Here is a 17,934-nt window from a genome sequence, read left to right as displayed (position 1 = left end):
TATGACCAAGGCAGTTGAACGTAATCTCATTATCGGCTTAGACGTAGGAACGTCTAAAGTTGTTGCTGTTGTCGGTGAGGTAACACCTGATAATCAGCTGAGCATTGTAGGCGTTGGCAGTCAAAACGCGAAAGGCATGGATAAAGGTGGTGTTAACGATCTTAATTTAGTGTCTGAGTCGATTCAGCGCGCTTTAGATGAAGCTGAATTAATGGCGGATTGTCGCATTAGCTCGGTGTACCTAGGCATCTCTGGAAAACATATTCAGTGTCAAAATGAAAATGGTGTAGTGGCGATTAACAACGCTGAAATCACCCATGACGACATCGATAATGTTATTCATATCGCTAAATCCGTCCCTATTTCAGCTGAACGCAAGATGCTGCACGCGTTACCACAAGAATACACCGTTGATATGCAAGAAGGCATTCGTAATCCTCTTGGTATGAGTGGTGTACGTATGGAAGCGCGAGCGCATATTATTACGTGCTCAAACGATATGGCGAAAAACATAGAAAAATGTGTTGAGCGTTGTGGCCTACGTGTTGATCAATTTATTTTCTCGGCGCTGGCGTCGGGCGATTCAGTTTTAACTGAAGATGAGCGTGAGCTTGGTGTTGCTGTGGTTGATATTGGTGGTGGCACTATGGACATTACCATATACACGCAAGGCTCTTTGCGCCACTCGGCGGTGCTACCAGTTGCGGGAAATCAAGTAACTGGCGATATTGCGAAAATATTTCGCACGCCTATCTCGCATGCTGAAGCAATTAAAGTACAATATGCCAGCGCACTAAGTCGCTTAGCAAGTCAAGAAGACAGTATTGAAGTACCAAGTGTAGGTGGTAGACCTGCACGTATTATGTCGCGCCACACACTTTCTGAAGTTGTAGAGCCGCGCATGAGAGAGATTTTTGAGTTGGCGATGAAAGAGATTCGTCGCTCAGGTTTAGAAGAACAAATAGCTGCAGGCATCGTGCTGACAGGCGGTACCGCCAAGATGCAAGGTGTTGTTGAAGTAGCAGAAGAAATTTTCCAAATGCCAGTGCGCGTTGGTCAACCAGTAGGGATAGCTGGACTTACTGATTATGTGAATGATCCGTCATTCGCAACGTCAGTTGGGTTGTTGCAGTATGGTCGAACTATGCAGCATAGCCAGAGCAGCCGCACCACAGAATCTGGTAATGGAAATTGGTGGAACCGTTTAACAAAATGGTTTCAAGGGGAGTTTTAAGCTTTTGCCTTGTGAATTTTCATAAGGTAGTTAGTCGGAGAGTTAAACATGTTTGATTTAATGGAACAGCACGGTGAAGAAGCCGTAATTAAAGTAATCGGTGTCGGCGGTGGCGGTGGTAACGCTGTTGAGCACATGGTTAAAAAGCAAATTGAAGGCGTAAAATTTATTGCGGCCAATACCGATGCGCAAGCACTGCGTAAATCATCAGCTGATGTAACAGTGCAGCTAGGTACGCAAATTACGCAAGGTTTAGGTGCTGGGGCAAACCCTGAGGTGGGTCGTGATTCTGCAGAAGAAGATGCAGAAACGATTCGTAACGGCCTTGAAGGCGCTGATATGATCTTTATTGCTGCCGGTATGGGCGGTGGTACAGGTACAGGTGCTGCACCTGTTGTGGCGCGTATTGCTAAAGAAATGGGCATTTTAACTGTTGCAGTAGTAACACGACCTTTTGAATTTGAAGGTAAAAAGCGTGCATCGGCAGCAGAAGATGGCATTAATGAGTTGTCTCAACACGTTGATTCACTTATTACAATTCCTAACAATAAATTGCTTAAAGTTTTAGGCAAAGGTACGACATTATTAGACGCATTCGCTAAAGCGAACGATGTGTTATTTGGTGCCGTACAAGGTATCGCTGAGTTGATTACTCGCTCAGGTCTGATCAATGTGGATTTCGCCGACGTACGTACTGTTATGTCTGCGATGGGAACTGCAATGATGGGCACAGCGTCAGCGAAAGGCCCTGATCGTGCGCAAGAAGCTGCAGAAGCTGCAATTTCAAGCCCGTTACTTGAAGATGTTGATTTAACAGGTGCGAAAGGCATTCTTGTTAACATTACCGCGGGTATGGACATTGCGATTGAAGAATTTGAAACAGTTGGTAACCACGTTAAGGCATTAGCATCAGAAAATGCGACGGTTGTTGTGGGTGCGGTTATCGACCCTGATATGTCTGAAGAGTTACGTGTGACTGTTGTTGCGACTGGCCTTGGCGGTGAACGCAAGCCTCAGTTTGGGATTGTAGGTGCAGATATCAAAAAAGTGTCTGGCTCTGATACCGCGCAAGCAACAAGCGCTCCGAGCAACGCAACTGCAACACCAGGTGTATTTGTACCAAGTTTTGCACAGTCGGGCAGTGTAGAAACGCCTGAGACTGTTGAACCAAGTGTTCAAAACGAAGTCAAAGAAAGCGCGCCATTAGACAAAAAGCAAGACAAAGCAGATTATTTTGACGTACCAACTTTCTTACGTAATCAAGCTGATTAATAAGATTGTTTGAAAAATAGACATAATTTGGCAAGCTGGTCTTATCTGTGGTAAGATAGCCGGCCGATTTTAACGAATAAGTGGATAGCCTATGATTAAGCAGCGTACCATAACTGAAAAAGTCAGTGCCGTAGGTGTTGGATTGCATAAGGGTGAAAAGGTTTCTATCACTCTCCGACCTGCTAGTGCGAATACGGGTATTGTATTTCGCCGGGTAGACCTTGATCCTGTTGTTGATTTTGAAACAACACCTGAGGCCGTGGGCGATACTCAATTATGTACATGCTTAATTAACAAAGATGGCGTTCGCTTATCGACTACTGAGCATTTAATCGCTGCAATTGCAGCATTAGGCTTAGACAATCTGATTGTAGAATTAGATAGCCCTGAAGTGCCAATTATGGATGGTAGTTCATTACCATTTATTTACCTTATTCAAAAGGCTGGCATCGAAGAACAAAATGCAGCTAAACGTTTTATTCGCATTACCGAAACAGTTCGTGTTGAAGACGGTGATAAGTGGGCTGAGATTGAACCATATGATGGTTTTCATATCGACTTTGAAATTGCGTTTAACCACCCAGCAATTAATGAAAGTCGCCAACGTATTGGTTTAGACATTACAGCTAAGAACTTTATCGAGCAAATTAGCCGAGCACGTACATTTGGCTTTATGCGTGATATCGAATACATGCACGCTAACAACTTAGCACTTGGTGGCAGCATGGATAATGCTGTTGTACTTGATGACTTTAAAGTTCTTAACCCTGATGGATTGCGCTACCCTGATGAGTTTGTAAAACACAAGATTTTAGATTGTGTTGGTGACTTGTTTATGACGGGTCATAACTTACTTGGTAAAGTAACTGCATATAAATCAGGCCATGATCTGAATAATAAGCTACTTCGTAAGTTGATGGCGACTGAATCAGCTTGGGAATGGGCAACATTTGAAGAGTCTGTCACTATGGCTGCGCCAGGTTTAGAAACTGCAACAGCTTAGTTTTTTCAAAATTAATCAAATTATAAAACGCGACTTAAGTCGCGTTTTTTATTGCCTAAAATAATGTTTTCTAGTCTCGTCATGTGTGTGCATTCTAGTACGCAAAACGCTGTTAATTTGTTAAAAGCCGCTAATAAACAATGAGCAAATATGCTTTTTCTATGCTGAAGATATCAATCTTTATAATGCTAATGACGTTGGCGTTAGGCTTCAAAAGTGAACGTTCGAGACAAACTTATCGTGTATTAACTAATTTAATTAGAAACGAAAGAAGGTAACTTGCTAAGCACATACATTTTGTATAGCTAGTTGTTATATTTTTGAAGTTAAAAAGGAATTTTTAAGAAGAAGTGGGGCGACTGACGAGACTTGAACTCGCGACAACCGGAATCACAATCCAGGGCTCTACCAACTGAGCTACAGCCGCCACAAAATTTGAAACACCTTATTTCGTGTGGCGCGCATAATACATAAAAAACATGCCCGTGTGAAGACTTATGTTATGCTTTTAGCTAAATAAATTTAGTTTGCGATTTTGTAGTGTTAAAAAAGACTGTTATTCGTTCAGTTTGGTTAGTAATAGGTTTGGTCAGTTTATTGCTGGGAGTGCTTGGGGTTTTTCTTCCGTTACTACCGACCACTCCTTTTGTATTGTTATCGGCATTTTGCTTTTCTAAATCGTCAACGCGAATGCATTCATGGCTATTGAATCATCGAATATTCGGTCAATTAATAACGGATTGGGAAGCGCATGGTGTAATAAGAACAAAAATTAAAGTAATCGCGACTAGCTCCATGTTGTTGCTCGTTTCCTACCCATTGCACTTTCTTGCCTTCCCAATATGGCTCAAAGCGATTGTTGTGATCAGTATTGTAAGCGTTTTGTTGTTTATTTGGAGTAGACCTTCAAAACCAGGTGACAATCAAGTTAAAGATCCGCTTAAACTGTGAAAAGAAGTGACGTAAATTTCAAAAATCTTTATAATTCTTAAAATTACCTAAATCAACGACAAAAGGAATACTCATGGATTCTGCAGCTAAATGGTTGAACGAAAACTCTGATTTACTTTTACATTACGGCTTACAAACTGTAGTCGCGATTGTCATTTTACTCGTGGGCATTCGCGTAGCAAAAGTATGTGAAAAATTAACCAAAAAAGCGATCGAAAAGAAAAAAGTAGATAAAGCGGTTGGTTCGTTTTTAGCAAATATTGTGTACGCACTTGTATTTGCGGCGACAGTACTAATGGCACTTTCTCAAGTTGGTATTGAAACAACATCGTTTATTGCAATTTTGGGTGCAGCGGGTTTAGCGGTTGGTTTAGCGTTACAAGGCTCTCTTTCAAACTTTGCATCAGGCGTGCTTATTATTATTCTGCGTCCATTTAAATCAGGTGAGTTTATTGATGCTGCGGGTCATTCAGGTAGTGTTTCTAAAATCGAGATTTTTTCAACAGAACTGTTAACACCTGATAATAAAACAATCATAGTACCAAACTCGGCAATTATGGGTGGCGCTATTGTAAACTACAGCCGTCAAGCAACGCGCCGTGTTGATATTATGGTTGGTGTTAGCTACGACTCATGTCTAAAGCAAACGCGTGAAGTGCTTGAAAAAGTAATCAAATCAAATGATAAAGTACTTAAAGATCCTGCATTTTTCATCGGTGTTCATACTTTAGGTGATTCAAGCGTTAACTTTGTAACGCGCTCTTGGGCAAAAACTGAAGATTATTGGGCAGTTTATTTTTACCTTCAAGAAAACTTCAAGCTTGCATTAGATGAAGCGGGTATTTCTATTCCTTTCCCTCAAATGGATGTTCATTTAAATAAAATTAGCGAGTAATAGGCTGAGATAATGAAATTAAGATATTTAGCGTCAGTTGTAGCAATTGCATTTACGAATCAAGCGATTGCTGACGAAGATAAAACATGGGAAGCAAGTAGCGAGCTTGGTGCCATTATTACCAGTGGTAATACCGAAACGACCACGTTTAAGTTCGGTGCAAATGCAAAACATGATATTGGTAAATGGACAAATGAATACAAGTTAAACGCACTTTATAAAGAAGATGAAGTGACGCTTGATAGTGGTTTAAAAGATACACAACGTACTAACGAAAAATACGGCGCAGCGGTTCAAGGTAACTACAATCTTGGTGAAAAACACTCTCATTTATTCGTTGGCTTAACGCACGATAGCGATTACTTTGGTGCATATCGTCACGAAACAGTGCTTTCAGGCGGTTATGGTTTTCGTTTGATTGATGAGTCAAATATGACACTTGGTTTTGACTTTGGTCCGGGTTACAAATATTTCCAGTATTCAGAGAAAAACCAAGAGCTTTTCAAAGATGGTCGCCCTAAAGCAGGTGAGCGCGATGATGAATGGATTGCACTAGCGAAAGCTGACTTTAGCTGGACGATCAGCGATAACGCTAAGTTTACCCAACGCGTTAAAGTTGAATCAGGTAGTACCAATACCAAAAGCATTTCTGAAACGGCATTACTGACTAAAATCAACGGCTCATTGCAAATGAAAGTTGGCTTTAACGTAACTCACAACTCAGAAGTTGATGCTGATAAAGTAAATACAGACACTGAGACAGTATTGACCTTGGTGTATAGCTTTTAAGTTGTAGGCTTAAACTAAATTGTAAAAGAGCGTTTAACGCTCTTTTTTTTTGTGTATGAACTCAGGTAGAATTAAGGGTTGTATTTGAACTGAAATTTTTAAAGGGATCCTGTGCGTTATCTAAAGCTATTTCTTTGCTTGTTAGTCGTATCATTTAGCCAGCCGTCATATGCTATGACTCCGTCACCGCAGCAAATTGAGCAATTTAAAAAGCTGCCAAAATCGCAACAAAAAGCACTTGCTAAGCAATATGGGATCGATTTAAAACAACTTGATAAATCAAGTAAAGAAGTCGAAGAGGCGCTGCAAGATGAAAGCTTGTTAGTACAACCTCGTTCTGAGGAAGAAGAAAAAACAGAGGAAGAAAAATTCAAGCCGCAAATGGAAGAATTAAAGCCATTTGGTTATGAGTTGTTTGCGGGCGAACCTATGTCATTTATGCCAAGTGAAAATGCGGCGATACCTGATTCCTACATTGTTGGTCCCGGTGACGAATTTCAAATTAACTTTTATGGCAAAGATAGTGATAGTTTTGAAGTAGAAGTCGACCGTGAAGGACGTTTAACAATTCCAAAGCTTAGCCCTGTTAACGTAGCTGGCTTGCAGTTCTCTGAAGTTAAGAAGCTAGTAAAAGCTAAAATTGAACAAGAAATTATTGGCGTTCAAGCGTTTGTTTCAATGGGGCGCTTACGCTCTATGCGCATTCTTGTTTTAGGTGAAGCGTACAAGCCAGGATCTTACAGTGTTTCTTCCCTTGCATCAGTAACTCATGCATTATTTGTTAGTGGTGGTATTACCGAAATTGGTTCTCTTCGTAATATTCAAGTGAAGCGTCGCGGTAAGGTTGTGGCCGCATTGGATTTATATGATCTTCTTACGAAAGGTGATAGCTCAAATGATATCATACTACAATCTGGTGACGTTGTTTTTATCCCATCAGTTGGTAAGCAAGTAACTGTTTCTGGTTTAGTAAAGCGCCCCGCTATTTTTGAACTAAAACAAAACGAAACAGCAAAAGACTTAATTCGTTTAGCCGGTGGTTTTAAGGCTGAAGCATTTCCACAAAAAACAGTCATCGAACGTTATGCGGGTAATAGTTTTAAAACTGTATTAACAAAGGATTTCTCAAACACTGAAATTAATTATCAACCGCATGATGGTGATGTTATTAAAGTGCAAGGCTCAAGCGAGCAATTAGAAAATGCTGTGACTATTATGGGAGCAGTTTCTCATCCTGGTAATTATCAATGGACACAAGGTAACCGAGTTTCTGACTTAATTACATCTTTGAAATCTGATGTTTTACCTATTGCTGATTTTGATTACTCGTTAATCGTAAGAGAGAAGAACATTCGTGGTGATATCGAATTACTTCAATTCTCATTAGTTGATGCGTTAGAGAATAACCAGAGCAATTTTGAGTTAAATCCGCGTGATATTATTATTGTATTCAGTCGCTTTGAAGAAAAAGCCGAAGAAAAGCGGTTGTTAACTGAACTCGCTTTGAGTGAGAAAGAGATCGCACATCAAGCAAAAGTAGAGCAATGGCAAAAATTCGAAAATCGCAAATTTTTGGAGTTTATTGGCGAAGAAACCGAAGAGCTTGAGGAAGAGGAAGCAACGCAATTAGATAACTTAACTAAACTATTGACTGGCCAAACTGAAGAGTTGGAAGACGATGAGTATTCAGTATTTAGTCGAAAGAAATTGCTCGCACCAGTAGTTTTAAAGCTACAAAAACAAGCGTCAGCATTTGAAGATACTGCATTAATTGCTGTTAATGGTCGTGTTCGTTATCCAGGGGTTTATCCATTAGTATCAAACGCCTCAGTTAAGCTTGCAGTAAATGCTGCAGGTGGCTTGCTTGAATCAGCATATATGCAAAATGCAGAGGTTACGCGTGTTGTTAAAGGTGAGAATACAAGTGTTGAGCACATCGCTGTTAATTTATCTGAGGCTATAGACAAACCAGAAAGGTTCACATTACAAAGCAAAGATTCACTTAATATTTTCCCTACGCCAAATTGGTCTGAGAGAGAACGGTTAGTCTATATGGAGAAGTGCGCTTCCCTGGTACATATTCAATTAAGCGCGGCGAAACACTAGAGAATGTATTACAGCGAGCAGGTGGACTAACTGATTTTGCCGCTGAAAATGGTGCTATCTTCACTCGTGAGTCAATACGTACAAAAGAGCGTGCTCAACTACAAAAATTATCAGATGACTTACGTCGTGAAATTGCATCAAAGAGTTTCTCTAACTCAGTTACGGATGCGTCTCTAAGTTATGATGATACCGATAAGTTATTAAAGGATCTTGCTAAAGTTCAAGCGTTAGGGCGTTTAGTTATTGATTTACCGAAAGTTCAATCTGGAACAGTTGCTTTAGAGTTAGAAAATGGTGATGCACTATATATTCCTGCTAAACAAAGTACGGTAAGTGTGATTGGTGAAGTAAACGTGTCTACATCTCACTTATATAGCGATAATTTATCGGTTGATGATTATCTTGAGTATAGTGGTGGTTTAAAACAAAGAGCTGATGATGATCGTATTTATGTTATAAAAGCCAATGGTTCGGTTTATATACCTAGTGGCTCGAGCTGGTTTGCAGTTAACAATAATAAGAATAAACTAGAGCCAGGTGATACTATTGTTGTGCCACTAGATGCGGAATACATGAATCAGCTAACCCTTTGGAGTACGGCATCTCAAATTGTTTATCAGTTAGGTCTTGCTGCGGCAGCTATCTCAGCATTATAACTTAAAAAGGGCTCAGGTTATGCCTGAGCTCTATTGGTTATCGGAGTTTATTCTTGAAAGCAATTAAGAAAATTGTGAAGCAAGCTATTTTGATAAATCAAAAATTGCTTTGGCCTTTGGCTTCAAAATCCCCTCTCTTATCACGATTATATTATTGTTTTTTTGACTCCGCTTTTGGTTTTGAGCAGCAAGCATTATTAAAAGCCAAAATTCAATATTTTAGTAATAAAGGGGTGCAGCAAGAAACAAGTTCGCTACTTCGTCGAAATATTCATCGGTTGGAAAAAGGCTTAATTATGGAGCCTCGCCGTGAGATATTTGCACTTGAATATATAGCGGAGACAGTTGAAGCATATCTGGTAGCTTGCCAACGCAAAACGTTCTCAAAAAGTGAATTAAATTGGGCATATTCAGTCTTGTCTGAGTACTTTGAAGTAGTTTCGGTAACGAACAAAATAGTCGCCAGTGCAAGTTGCCGATTTAATTCTATTGAGATACGAAATAGCGCTGTTTGTAAGCCATATACAAGTGAAAAGCGTCAGCATCACACTGTTGGTTATGATGAGTTTTTAAACCTTTCGAAAGCTCGTCGTTCCACTAGATGGTTTCTAAATGCTTCAGTTGAAAAAGAAAAATTAACGAAGATGGTTGCAATCGCTTCTCAAGCTCCTAGTGCGTGTAATCGACAACCGTTTGAGTTTTTAGTTATTGAAGGTGACAAATTTAGAAAGCAAGTTGCAAAATTGCCTGGGGGAACAGTTGGTTTTTCAGATAACATTCCCTGCTTAATTGCTGTTGTCGGTGATCAATCCTATTATCCAATGGATCGTGATAGACATGTTATTTACATTGACTCGGGATTAGCCAGCATGCAATTAATGCTCGCAGCTGAGACACTTGGTTTATCATCATGCGCAATTAATTGGCCTGAACTCGAAAAGTCGGACAAAAAAATCTGCAAATTACTGAAGCTTCCGCAATATAAACGTGTAGTTATGTTTATTGCGGTAGGTTATGCAAAGCCTTCGGGTGGAATTCCGTTCTCAGAAAAGAAATCAGCAGAACACTTAATAAAATATATAAAGGAATAAGTTGTTGTTAAATATTGAGATTAAAGGTGTTCAGTTCTCTAATAAAGGTGCTGAATTAATGCTAGAGGCAATATTACAGCAGCTCGATGTTCACCTTGGTGAATACCATCTAACGCTTTCGCCAGGTCGTAATTTGCCGTACGTTAAACGAGCCAAGTTAGGGGCGTGGCAAAAGCTTAGCTTTCGACGTGGCAAATTAGATTTGACAGGTATTTTTGCAAAGTTACCAACGAAAATTCGTAATTTTCTGAAGCGCTATGGCATCGTAACAGAGGCCGATGTGGATGTTATTCTTAATGCCAGTGGTTTTGCCTATGGCGACCAGTGGCCAATGGCAGATCTTCGAAATACTGCTAAAGAAATTAAACGATTTAAAGCACTTGGCAAGCCTTATATTGTATTACCTCAAGCATTAGGGCCTTTTCAGCGTGAAGAGTTAAAAGAATTTGCTGAGGTGCTGATAAATGATACAGCCCTTACTTTTGCAAGAGACGATACTTCTTTTGCTGAATGTGAAAAATTAAATAAAAGCAATAAATTGTTTCAAAGTCCTGACTTTACAGCACTGCTTGAAGTGCAACAATTTAATACAACAGAGCAGCAGACTGTTTGTTTAATTCCTAATAATAAAGTGGTGTCTAAATTTAATCACGCGAATGCAGAACAGCAAAAGAAATCGTATTATGATTTTTGGATTGATACGGCAAATTTTTTTATCGATAACGGCTTTTTTGTCAAAGTACTAAACCATGAGGGCAAAGAAGATAGGGATATTTGCAACGCAATATTAGAAGCTGTCAACAGTGAACAAATTGCTTTGATAGACGGTTTAAACTCAACCGAAATTAAAGCCCTAATAGGAAGTTGTGATGCTGTCGTAAGTAGTCGGTTTCATGGCTGTGTAAGCGCTCTTTGTCAGGGTGTTCCATGTTTGGCTACTAGTTGGAGTCATAAATACGAAATGCTCTATGGGGAATATGGGCTATCCGAAAATGTCATTGACTTCGGACTTGAAAGGCAAGAGTTAACAAATAAACTGAACCACTTTTTAAATGATTTGACTAATCAAACAAATGTTTGTTTATTGCATGCAGAGCAAGTGAAAGAACAGAATAAAAAAATGTGGCAACAAGTTGTTGCAATCATCAAATCGTGATTTATCGACATAGGCTATGTGCCTTGATAAACTGCCAAGTCGAATTTATGGGAGTATTGAAATGAAAAAAATGCGTGGTTTTAGCTTGATGGAGCTAATGATTGTTTTGATTATTTTGGGTTTACTAGGCTCTTTAGTTGCTCCAAAGTTATTTTCTAAAGTGGGCTCATCAAAGAAGAAAGCAGCTGTAGCTCAGATGCAAATGTTTGAGGCCGCAATAGATACTTATCGTTTAGATGTCGGTTCAATTCCTGCAAATTTAGAAGAATTACGTGCAAGTGCAAAAAGAGGATGGGACGGTCCTTATTTACCTAAAGCAATCCCAATGGACCCGTGGGGTAATCCTTATGTATATGATGTACCAGGCTCAAATGGTAATCCCTATAGTATTAAAAGTTATGGTTTAGATGGGCAAGAAGGTGGAACTGACGAAAATGAGGATGTTATTCACCAATGATGAACTCAGTGGAAATTTTAATTGAGGATTTTTCAATTAGTTCGTCTGACATTGAAAAGGCGAAGTCCTACCAAAAGCGTTATCCAGGAAGACTAGAGCAAATTCTTGTTAGTATGGGAAGTTTAACAGAAGATGATTTATGTCCTTTTTATGCAAAACTTCTAAATTATCAGAAATTTGACGAGACGATTTGGGGTGATTGGACAATTCCGGATATTGAATTTTCGATACATGAGAAATTAAAAGAGCTTGATTGTGTATTGTTGTCGACACTTGAGAATAACTGGACCGTTGCTTGTAAAGATCCACTATCTTTATCCCTAATTAGCTTATTAAATGATTCGGCGAAAGAGGTTGAACTATTTGTAGCAACCGAAGCGCAGTTACAAAGATTCTTTTTCGAAATTCAAAATGCGTCAAACATTTCGCAAGAAGAGGAAGAGCTTAGTGGTGATGAAGAAGCGCGTCTTAGGGAGCTTGCATCTGAAGCGCCTACCGTTAATTTACTAAATTCACTTATTACAAAAGCCCTTGCTCGAAATGCCTCAGATATGCATTTAGAGCCTCATAAAGGTCGCTTGAGAGTAAGATACCGTATAGATGGTGTATTGCATGAAGTTGAGTCACTTGCGCCAAAAATGCAACTACCGATCACGACACGTTTAAAAATCCTTTCGGGTATGGATATCGCGGAAAAGCGCCGTCCACAAGATGGAAAGATTGAGATGCGCGTTGCGAATCAAGAGCTTGATATACGCGTATCTGCTCTTCCTCTAAATGAAGGGGAAAGTGTTGTACTTCGTTTTCTACGTAAAGACTCTATTCGGTACGATATGTCAGTTTTAGGGTTGTCAGCGGACACGCAGAAGTTGATTGGACAAGATTTGAAAAAGACGACAGGTGTAATTTTACTTACCGGTCCTACAGGTTCAGGTAAAACCACAACCTTGTATACGTTTTTAAATGAACTTAACAATGAAGATGTTAAAATTATAACTTTAGAAGACCCTGTTGAATATCAACTCGAGGGGGTAAACCAAGTTCAGGTGAATAGCGAAATTGGTTTTGATTTTGCTGCAGGGTTGCGCTCAATTGTTCGTCAAGACCCTGACATAATAATGGTTGGTGAAATTCGAGATAAAGAGACTGCTCAAATAGCACTTCAATCAGCATTGACTGGTCACCTTGTTTTTAGCACTGTACATACTAATGATGCTGCAAGTGCGTACACGCGCTTATTAGACCTCGGAGTAGAAGAATTTTTATTAAATGCAGCGCTTGTTTCAGTAGTTGCACAACGTCTGGCAAGACGACTGTGCCCGCATTGTGCTGCACCTGATGATAATCAAACAGAACTAATGGAAAATTACCCTTTAGTTCAAGTAGCCTCAAATGCTGGCATTACAGAGCTAAACATCAAAAAGGCGATTGGGTGCGAGCATTGTAACAATACTGGATACAAAGGCCGTATTGCAATTAATGAATACCTTCGCTGTGATGATGAAATTAAAGCAATTTCGAAAGATGAGCAGTTTATACCTAAAGCACAGGCTCACAACTCCCACTTGAAACGTAGGAATTTGCTTGAAGATGGTTTTTACAAAGTAGTGACTGGTGTGACGACAATTGACGAAGTCTTAAGGGTTGCAGGTTAATGGAGTTTGATTACAGCGCGATAGATAAATCGGGAAGTCGTCACCAAGGTGTTATTAGTGCAACGTCAAAGTTAGAAGCTCAAAAAAAATTAGCAAAAGATGGCCTTACACCAATTTCTATCAAAGAGGTCTCTGAAGGCTTATCATTAGAGTCTCTTTTCGGTAACAAAGTATCTTTGGATCAACTTGAGTTTTTTACAAGTGAATTATCTTTGTTATTGGAAAGCGGTGTACGAGTGGACAAAGGGATCGATATTATACGTCAATCTAATGTGCACCCAGCACTTACTCGGCTATTGAATCAAATAGCCACATCACTCAAAAAAGGTACTTCTTTAAGTGAAGCGTTTGCTCAGCATGAAGAATTGTTTGGTCCGCTGTATGTTTCTTTAATTCGCATTGGTGAGTCATCAGGCAACTTGGCGCAGGTTTTAGCAAGACTATCAGCTGATTTAAAATTTCAAAAAGATCTTCGCTCTCAAATTGTGACTGCTCTCACGTATCCAAGCGTTATCTTCTTTGTCTGTATAATGGCTGTTTATTTTGTGCTGACGTTTATTGTTCCAAAAATGTCAGGGATTTTCACAGATCTTGAGCAGGCACCTTGGTATACCCAAATGATCATAAACGTTAGTAACTTTTTTATTGATTATCAGCTTTTTATCGTAGGCGGAGTTGTAGCAAGTTTGATTGCTCTTGTTTACGGACTAAAAAAACCAGAAGTGAAAGAGTGGTTTTATTTAACGGGTAGTAAAATTCCTGGAGTGAAAAGCATAATTCTAACATCCGAGCGAATTCGTTTTTCTCAGTCTATGGCTATGATGTTGGAAGCAGGACTTCAACTGGATGCTACATTATCTCTTTCGACTGGAACGCTTAAACATCCCGAATTAATTAGGGATGCACGGCTAGCGAGTAAGCAATTAAAATCAGGAAAACAGTTAAGCCAAGTACTAGCTAAGACACGTATATTTTCAGACTTCTTTTTATCCATTATAAAAGTTGGTGAAGAAACGGGCAGACTGCCACGGGTTTTTTCAGAGGTCGCTAGTCGTTCACGTCAAGATTTGGAACAAGCCATTAAAAAGTTTACGACTTTGCTTGAGCCTTTGATGCTGATGTTCATGGGGGGCTTCGTTGGAGGGATAGTAATAACGATGTTAATGAGCATGGTATCAATAAACGATGTGGCATTTTAGTTTGCACAAAGGCTTCTCATTAATCGAGTTAATGGTGGTAATGGCGATTGTGGCAACATTATTGGCATTAACTGGCGGCCTGGTGGTTAAAAATGTAGATCAACAAGAGCGCTTAGTTGAAACTCAAAAAGTTAGACAAGTTTTTAAGTCGTTAAGCTACCAGGCGTACTATCGAGGCCAACCAATTACTATTCATGCATTGGACAAGCAATTGAAAATTTTAAGCAATGACAGCACTAAAGTGATCAATTTTGAGCAGCTTTCATTTGTGAAACAAAATTACCAAGTCAGTACAACGGCGATTATTACACCGAATAACGTTTTGCTAGAAGGTGAGCGTGGGAATATTTTATTAACATCTTTATTTGAGACGTTCAACACTGATGAAATGCGTTAAGGGTTTTACGCTCATAGAGGTACTGATAGCGGCAATTATACTATTTACTTCATTGGCGATAATTGCGGATATATTTAAAGGCTCAACATTACTTGCAAACAAAGCTTCTGAAACAGCTCGAATGTACCAAGTTCATCCTACTGCAATAAGTGCCATTAAGAGTCAGTTAAAAGATAAAGTTAAGGTAACTAAAGCTGCTGATGCAAATGGTCAAATTATTATTTTCGGGGTTGAGTACAACTGGCAAGCGCAGCGAGTTGTATTTAATAGCCCGCCACCCGATTCGATTTCTGGCGCAGAATATCCAAATGTTTATGGGATATACGATGTAACAGTTGAAGCAAAGCTTGGGGATAAAATCCAAGACTTCACATTTAAGGCTGCAACATGGTGAAGCACAACAAAGGGTTTACATTAATTGAGTTAATGATAGCGAGTAGCTTACTGATGCTTGTTATGTACTCGGGGTATTTTGGTTATAGTTTGTATACTTCTAGTTGGCAAAAACGAACAGACTTATTTTGGCAGCAAACTCAAAAAGGCTTAGCATTTAATTCACTAGCACGCATGCTTGAGTCGATAAGCCCTTACGTGATCGAAAGCGACAATAATCAGCCCGCAATCTATTTTCATGCACAACGTGACTTTGCGATGTTTGTTACTGAGTCTCCGATTTTTTCGGATACAAAATCGGTCGTAATGCTTTCATTTGAAACAATAAACGGGGTGCTCGCATTAACGTACAGAGAGAAAAATTTAGCTAACCAATTATTGTTAAAACAGTCCGATACTATGGATTGGCAACATAGGGTAATTCTTTTAGATAATTTAAAAAGTGGTCAATTTAAATACTTCGGTTTTGATTTACTTAGTAAAGCGGCAGGCTACTATGATGACCCACTAGCTGATGCAACAAATTTAGAAAACACAAAAGTATCACCCGAATGGTATGAATCTCACAAACTAGAAGTTGTTCGTACACTTCCTTTAAAGCTAGCAGTCATCATTGAACATGACGAAGGTGTACTTTCGAATTTTGAGATTGCTTTGCCTGAACACGCCCATCGTAAATTGTTTAGGTATTTGCGAGAGGATGCATGATGAGACGGAATTGCGGAATCGCGTTAGTTCAAGTGCTAATAATTTCGGTTATTTTAATTATGCTCAGCGTGTTTATTGGACAAACACTTAAGGCACAAATTAATGTTGCAAGAGATGTTCAAAAAGTACATCAGTTGAGACTGAAATTAGAGACGGCTGAAGCTTTGGTTTTTAACGCGTTGTTATCTAACTTTAACTATCAAAACAAGAAAAGTGACAATGACCTTGCAAGAATATGGAATTTTTATTTTGAGCCGTTTGAAGTTGAGGGTATAACTGTTCAAATTCAAGATGTGAGTGGGCTATATAGTTTAAATACATTTGACAGTAATCATCTAACAAAACTATTTCAACAGCTTGGAGTTGCTGAGAATAGAATAAATATATTTATTGATAGCCTGCTAGATTGGACAGATAAAGATGATAGCCTTAAACCTTATGGCGCTGAAAAAGAATACTATCAAGGCTTATCAAAAGTAGGCCCTAGAAATGGTTATCTGCAATCAGTTAATGAACTTCAGCATGTTAGAGAGAGTGATATCTTAACTGTTGAGCAATGGAATAAGTATTTTACCGTGGAGCCTACGCCTTTTTTTAATCCAATGAATTCTCCCGAAGCAATAATTAAAGCGATTGCTTATGACGAAAGTGGAGCCAACCGAATAATTAAACAAAGGCGAGAAGGAAATTTAAGTAGGCGACAATTTGAGGAAATGTCTGGGATAGAGCAAGAGGGTTTTGTTTCATTTGCGAATGGATTCAAATTCAAAGTTGCTTTAACAGCAAGTGAAAATGGAATTATGTTACAAAAAAGCTTTATAATCGAGCTCAAACGTCGTGATATTAATAACCCCGTAACGATTACCGATTTAGTATGGAATAAGTTGTGAATATAGGTGCAGTGATTAAATCAGAGGCAATTAAAAAACGCCTTGTTAAATCGATAGGTTACTATGCGGGTAGTATAGCGCCTTTATCTGATCAGGTTGATTTAAATAGTTTTAAACCAAAGCTGATTATTGTCAGCAATAAGTACTGTGATGTTCAAACGATTACTTACCCAGCGATAGGTAAGAAAGAACTGCTTGATATTTTAAAGTTAGATCGTGAAAGTTCGGCGCATGCAGTCATTCATGTCGTAATGAAAAACAGTGAGCAGGAAGGCTTTGATGTGCGCCGGACTGAGATTAGGGTAATTGATAGCGAAGTTCAAAACTCCGCATTATGTTTAATTCCCGAAGCAGAAATATTAGCAAACGCGGATACAAAAGGTTTGTACAACTTAGCCACGCCTGTAGGTGAGATGTTCTTCTTGAATGTAGACCGTCCATTTTATGCTTATAAAACGAGTTTAATGTCTACACCTGAATTATTTTGTTTGAGTGTTGGCGTTAGTAATGAGAATGTACAAACTGACATTGTAGGTAGTGACTACTTGCCGTTTATTTTTAATACATTACTTACAATACCATTTGATAAATTAACAAAAATATGTCACTTCGAAGTTAAAAAACATATTCCTCTTGCGCAATTACATGCGTTGTACATAGCGCCATTAGTAGCAGTTACGCTGTTGTATAGTGTAATTTACGGCTACACACTGTTTAAGGTTGACCAGTTAGAGCAACAAGTTAAAAGTTATGGTGACGATGTTTCTTCATTACTAAACCGAAAAGCAGCGATTGACTTTAACAGCGAATTTATTGATGTAGTCAACAAGCGTATTGTTTCTGCTCCGTTAGTTCATCCTGACTGGAGCTTAGTGCATGAAGCAATTAATGCAGGAATGGATTTGCAGCAATTTTCAAAGAGAGACGGCATTGTAACGTTACGAGGCATGTCTGATAATGCTTCGAATGTATTAAAGCATGTAAGCAGTTTAGAGTATGTTGAAAGCGCAGAGTTTTTTGGTACTGTACGTAAGTCGCGTCAACGAGATTATAGTGTGATTCATGTTAGGTTAAAAAGCTGA

The 17,934-nt window shown here is 39.1% G+C and carries 16 protein-coding genes, 1 tRNA gene and 1 pseudogene; 17 read left to right on the top strand and 1 reads right to left on the bottom strand.

Translation table 11 applies throughout. The annotated features are described in order from the left end of the window. Position 1: 1 nt before the first annotated feature. The 3 genes from ftsA to lpxC all read left to right on the top strand — a co-directional run bounded on the left by ftsA (position 2) and on the right by lpxC (position 3,509). Positions 2-1,234 (top strand): cell division protein FtsA, encoded by a 1,233-nt coding sequence (gene ftsA / locus C2M30_RS06400; RefSeq protein ID WP_010561164.1) that lies wholly within the window; start codon positions 2-4, stop codon positions 1,232-1,234. Between the two features lie 48 nt (positions 1,235-1,282). Then, positions 1,283-2,506: a cell division protein FtsZ gene (ftsZ, locus tag C2M30_RS06395; RefSeq protein ID WP_100912539.1), complete on the top strand. Its 1,224-nt coding sequence runs from the start codon at positions 1,283-1,285 to the stop codon at positions 2,504-2,506. Between the two features lie 91 nt (positions 2,507-2,597). Next, positions 2,598-3,509 (top strand): UDP-3-O-acyl-N-acetylglucosamine deacetylase, encoded by a 912-nt coding sequence (gene lpxC, locus C2M30_RS06390; protein ID WP_010561162.1) that lies wholly within the window; start codon positions 2,598-2,600, stop codon positions 3,507-3,509. 351 nt (positions 3,510-3,860) lie between these two features. Here lpxC and C2M30_RS06385 read toward each other — a convergent pair. Beyond that, a tRNA-His gene (locus C2M30_RS06385) sits at positions 3,861-3,936 on the bottom strand. A 113-nt stretch (positions 3,937-4,049) separates the two neighbouring features. Here C2M30_RS06385 and C2M30_RS06380 point away from each other — a divergent pair. The 14 genes and pseudogenes from C2M30_RS06380 (at position 4,050) to C2M30_RS06315 (ending at position 17,934) form a co-directional block, all read left to right on the top strand. Further along, positions 4,050-4,460, top strand: a complete 411-nt coding sequence (locus tag C2M30_RS06380; RefSeq protein WP_105171065.1) for a YbaN family protein — start codon at positions 4,050-4,052, stop codon at positions 4,458-4,460. Positions 4,461-4,533: 73 nt separating this feature from the next. After that, entirely contained in the window at positions 4,534-5,355 is an 822-nt protein-coding gene (locus C2M30_RS06375) for a mechanosensitive ion channel domain-containing protein (protein ID WP_105171064.1), read from the top strand. Positions 5,356-5,367: 12 nt separating this feature from the next. Next, positions 5,368-6,144, top strand: coding sequence for a DUF481 domain-containing protein (locus tag C2M30_RS06370; RefSeq protein WP_105171063.1), 777 nt, complete (start codon positions 5,368-5,370; stop codon positions 6,142-6,144). Between the two features lie 111 nt (positions 6,145-6,255). Continuing rightward, positions 6,256-8,906 (top strand): annotated as a pseudogene (locus C2M30_RS06365) (SLBB domain-containing protein). A gap of 53 nt (positions 8,907-8,959) precedes the next feature. After that, positions 8,960-9,997, top strand: a complete 1,038-nt coding sequence (locus tag C2M30_RS06360) for a nitroreductase family protein (protein ID WP_105171062.1) — start codon at positions 8,960-8,962, stop codon at positions 9,995-9,997. Between the two features lies 1 nt (position 9,998). Then, on the top strand, positions 9,999-11,153 hold the full coding sequence (locus C2M30_RS06355) for a polysaccharide pyruvyl transferase family protein (RefSeq protein ID WP_234004691.1): 1,155 nt from the start codon (positions 9,999-10,001) through the stop codon (positions 11,151-11,153). Between the two features lie 61 nt (positions 11,154-11,214). After that, positions 11,215-11,610, top strand: a complete 396-nt coding sequence (gene gspG, locus C2M30_RS06350) for a type II secretion system major pseudopilin GspG (protein WP_010561155.1) — start codon at positions 11,215-11,217, stop codon at positions 11,608-11,610. Then, a complete protein-coding gene (locus C2M30_RS06345) occupies positions 11,610-13,265 on the top strand; it encodes a GspE/PulE family protein (protein ID WP_105171061.1) in 1,656 nt (551 codons plus the stop codon). The genes gspG and C2M30_RS06345 overlap by 1 nt, the downstream gene beginning before the upstream one ends. Beyond that, positions 13,265-14,464, top strand: coding sequence for a type II secretion system F family protein (locus C2M30_RS06340; RefSeq protein ID WP_105171060.1), 1,200 nt, complete (start codon positions 13,265-13,267; stop codon positions 14,462-14,464). Before C2M30_RS06345 ends, C2M30_RS06340 begins: the two co-directional genes overlap by 1 nt. After that, the gene (locus C2M30_RS06335; protein WP_100912547.1) at positions 14,451-14,861 is read left to right on the top strand and encodes a type II secretion system protein; all 411 of its coding nucleotides are present in this window, start codon (positions 14,451-14,453) and stop codon (positions 14,859-14,861) included. The genes C2M30_RS06340 and C2M30_RS06335 overlap by 14 nt, the downstream gene beginning before the upstream one ends. Continuing rightward, the gene (locus tag C2M30_RS06330) at positions 14,848-15,255 is read left to right on the top strand and encodes a type II secretion system protein (protein WP_100912548.1); all 408 of its coding nucleotides are present in this window, start codon (positions 14,848-14,850) and stop codon (positions 15,253-15,255) included. Before C2M30_RS06335 ends, C2M30_RS06330 begins: the two co-directional genes overlap by 14 nt. After that, positions 15,249-15,962, top strand: a complete 714-nt coding sequence (locus C2M30_RS06325) for a PilW family protein (protein WP_010561150.1) — start codon at positions 15,249-15,251, stop codon at positions 15,960-15,962. The genes C2M30_RS06330 and C2M30_RS06325 overlap by 7 nt, the downstream gene beginning before the upstream one ends. Continuing rightward, entirely contained in the window at positions 15,959-16,852 is an 894-nt protein-coding gene (locus C2M30_RS06320) for a general secretion pathway protein GspK (protein WP_100912549.1), read from the top strand. Before C2M30_RS06325 ends, C2M30_RS06320 begins: the two co-directional genes overlap by 4 nt. Then, on the top strand, positions 16,849-17,934 hold the full coding sequence (locus tag C2M30_RS06315) for a hypothetical protein (RefSeq protein ID WP_105171059.1): 1,086 nt from the start codon (positions 16,849-16,851) through the stop codon (positions 17,932-17,934). Before C2M30_RS06320 ends, C2M30_RS06315 begins: the two co-directional genes overlap by 4 nt.

The organism is Pseudoalteromonas sp. T1lg24 (genome assembly GCF_002964745.1).
Taxonomy (GTDB): Bacteria; Pseudomonadota; Gammaproteobacteria; order Enterobacterales; family Alteromonadaceae; genus Pseudoalteromonas; species Pseudoalteromonas spongiae.
This window is presented reverse-complemented; position numbering and strand designations above follow the sequence as displayed.

Coding starts and splice junctions, on each gene's coding strand:
- C2M30_RS06320 (WP_100912549.1), top strand. CDS start 15,959: ATGATGAGACGGAATTGCGGAATCGCGTTAGTTCAAGTGCTAATAATT.
- C2M30_RS06335 (WP_100912547.1), top strand. CDS start 14,451: ATGTGGCATTTTAGTTTGCACAAAGGCTTCTCATTAATCGAGTTAATG.
- gspG (WP_010561155.1), top strand. CDS start 11,215: ATGAAAAAAATGCGTGGTTTTAGCTTGATGGAGCTAATGATTGTTTTG.
- ftsA (WP_010561164.1), top strand. CDS start 2: ATGACCAAGGCAGTTGAACGTAATCTCATTATCGGCTTAGACGTAGGA.
- C2M30_RS06330 (WP_100912548.1), top strand. CDS start 14,848: ATGAAATGCGTTAAGGGTTTTACGCTCATAGAGGTACTGATAGCGGCA.
- C2M30_RS06325 (WP_010561150.1), top strand. CDS start 15,249: ATGGTGAAGCACAACAAAGGGTTTACATTAATTGAGTTAATGATAGCG.
- C2M30_RS06345 (WP_105171061.1), top strand. CDS start 11,610: ATGAACTCAGTGGAAATTTTAATTGAGGATTTTTCAATTAGTTCGTCT.
- lpxC (WP_010561162.1), top strand. CDS start 2,598: ATGATTAAGCAGCGTACCATAACTGAAAAAGTCAGTGCCGTAGGTGTT.
- C2M30_RS06340 (WP_105171060.1), top strand. CDS start 13,265: ATGGAGTTTGATTACAGCGCGATAGATAAATCGGGAAGTCGTCACCAA.
- C2M30_RS06370 (WP_105171063.1), top strand. CDS start 5,368: ATGAAATTAAGATATTTAGCGTCAGTTGTAGCAATTGCATTTACGAAT.
- ftsZ (WP_100912539.1), top strand. CDS start 1,283: ATGTTTGATTTAATGGAACAGCACGGTGAAGAAGCCGTAATTAAAGTA.
- C2M30_RS06375 (WP_105171064.1), top strand. CDS start 4,534: ATGGATTCTGCAGCTAAATGGTTGAACGAAAACTCTGATTTACTTTTA.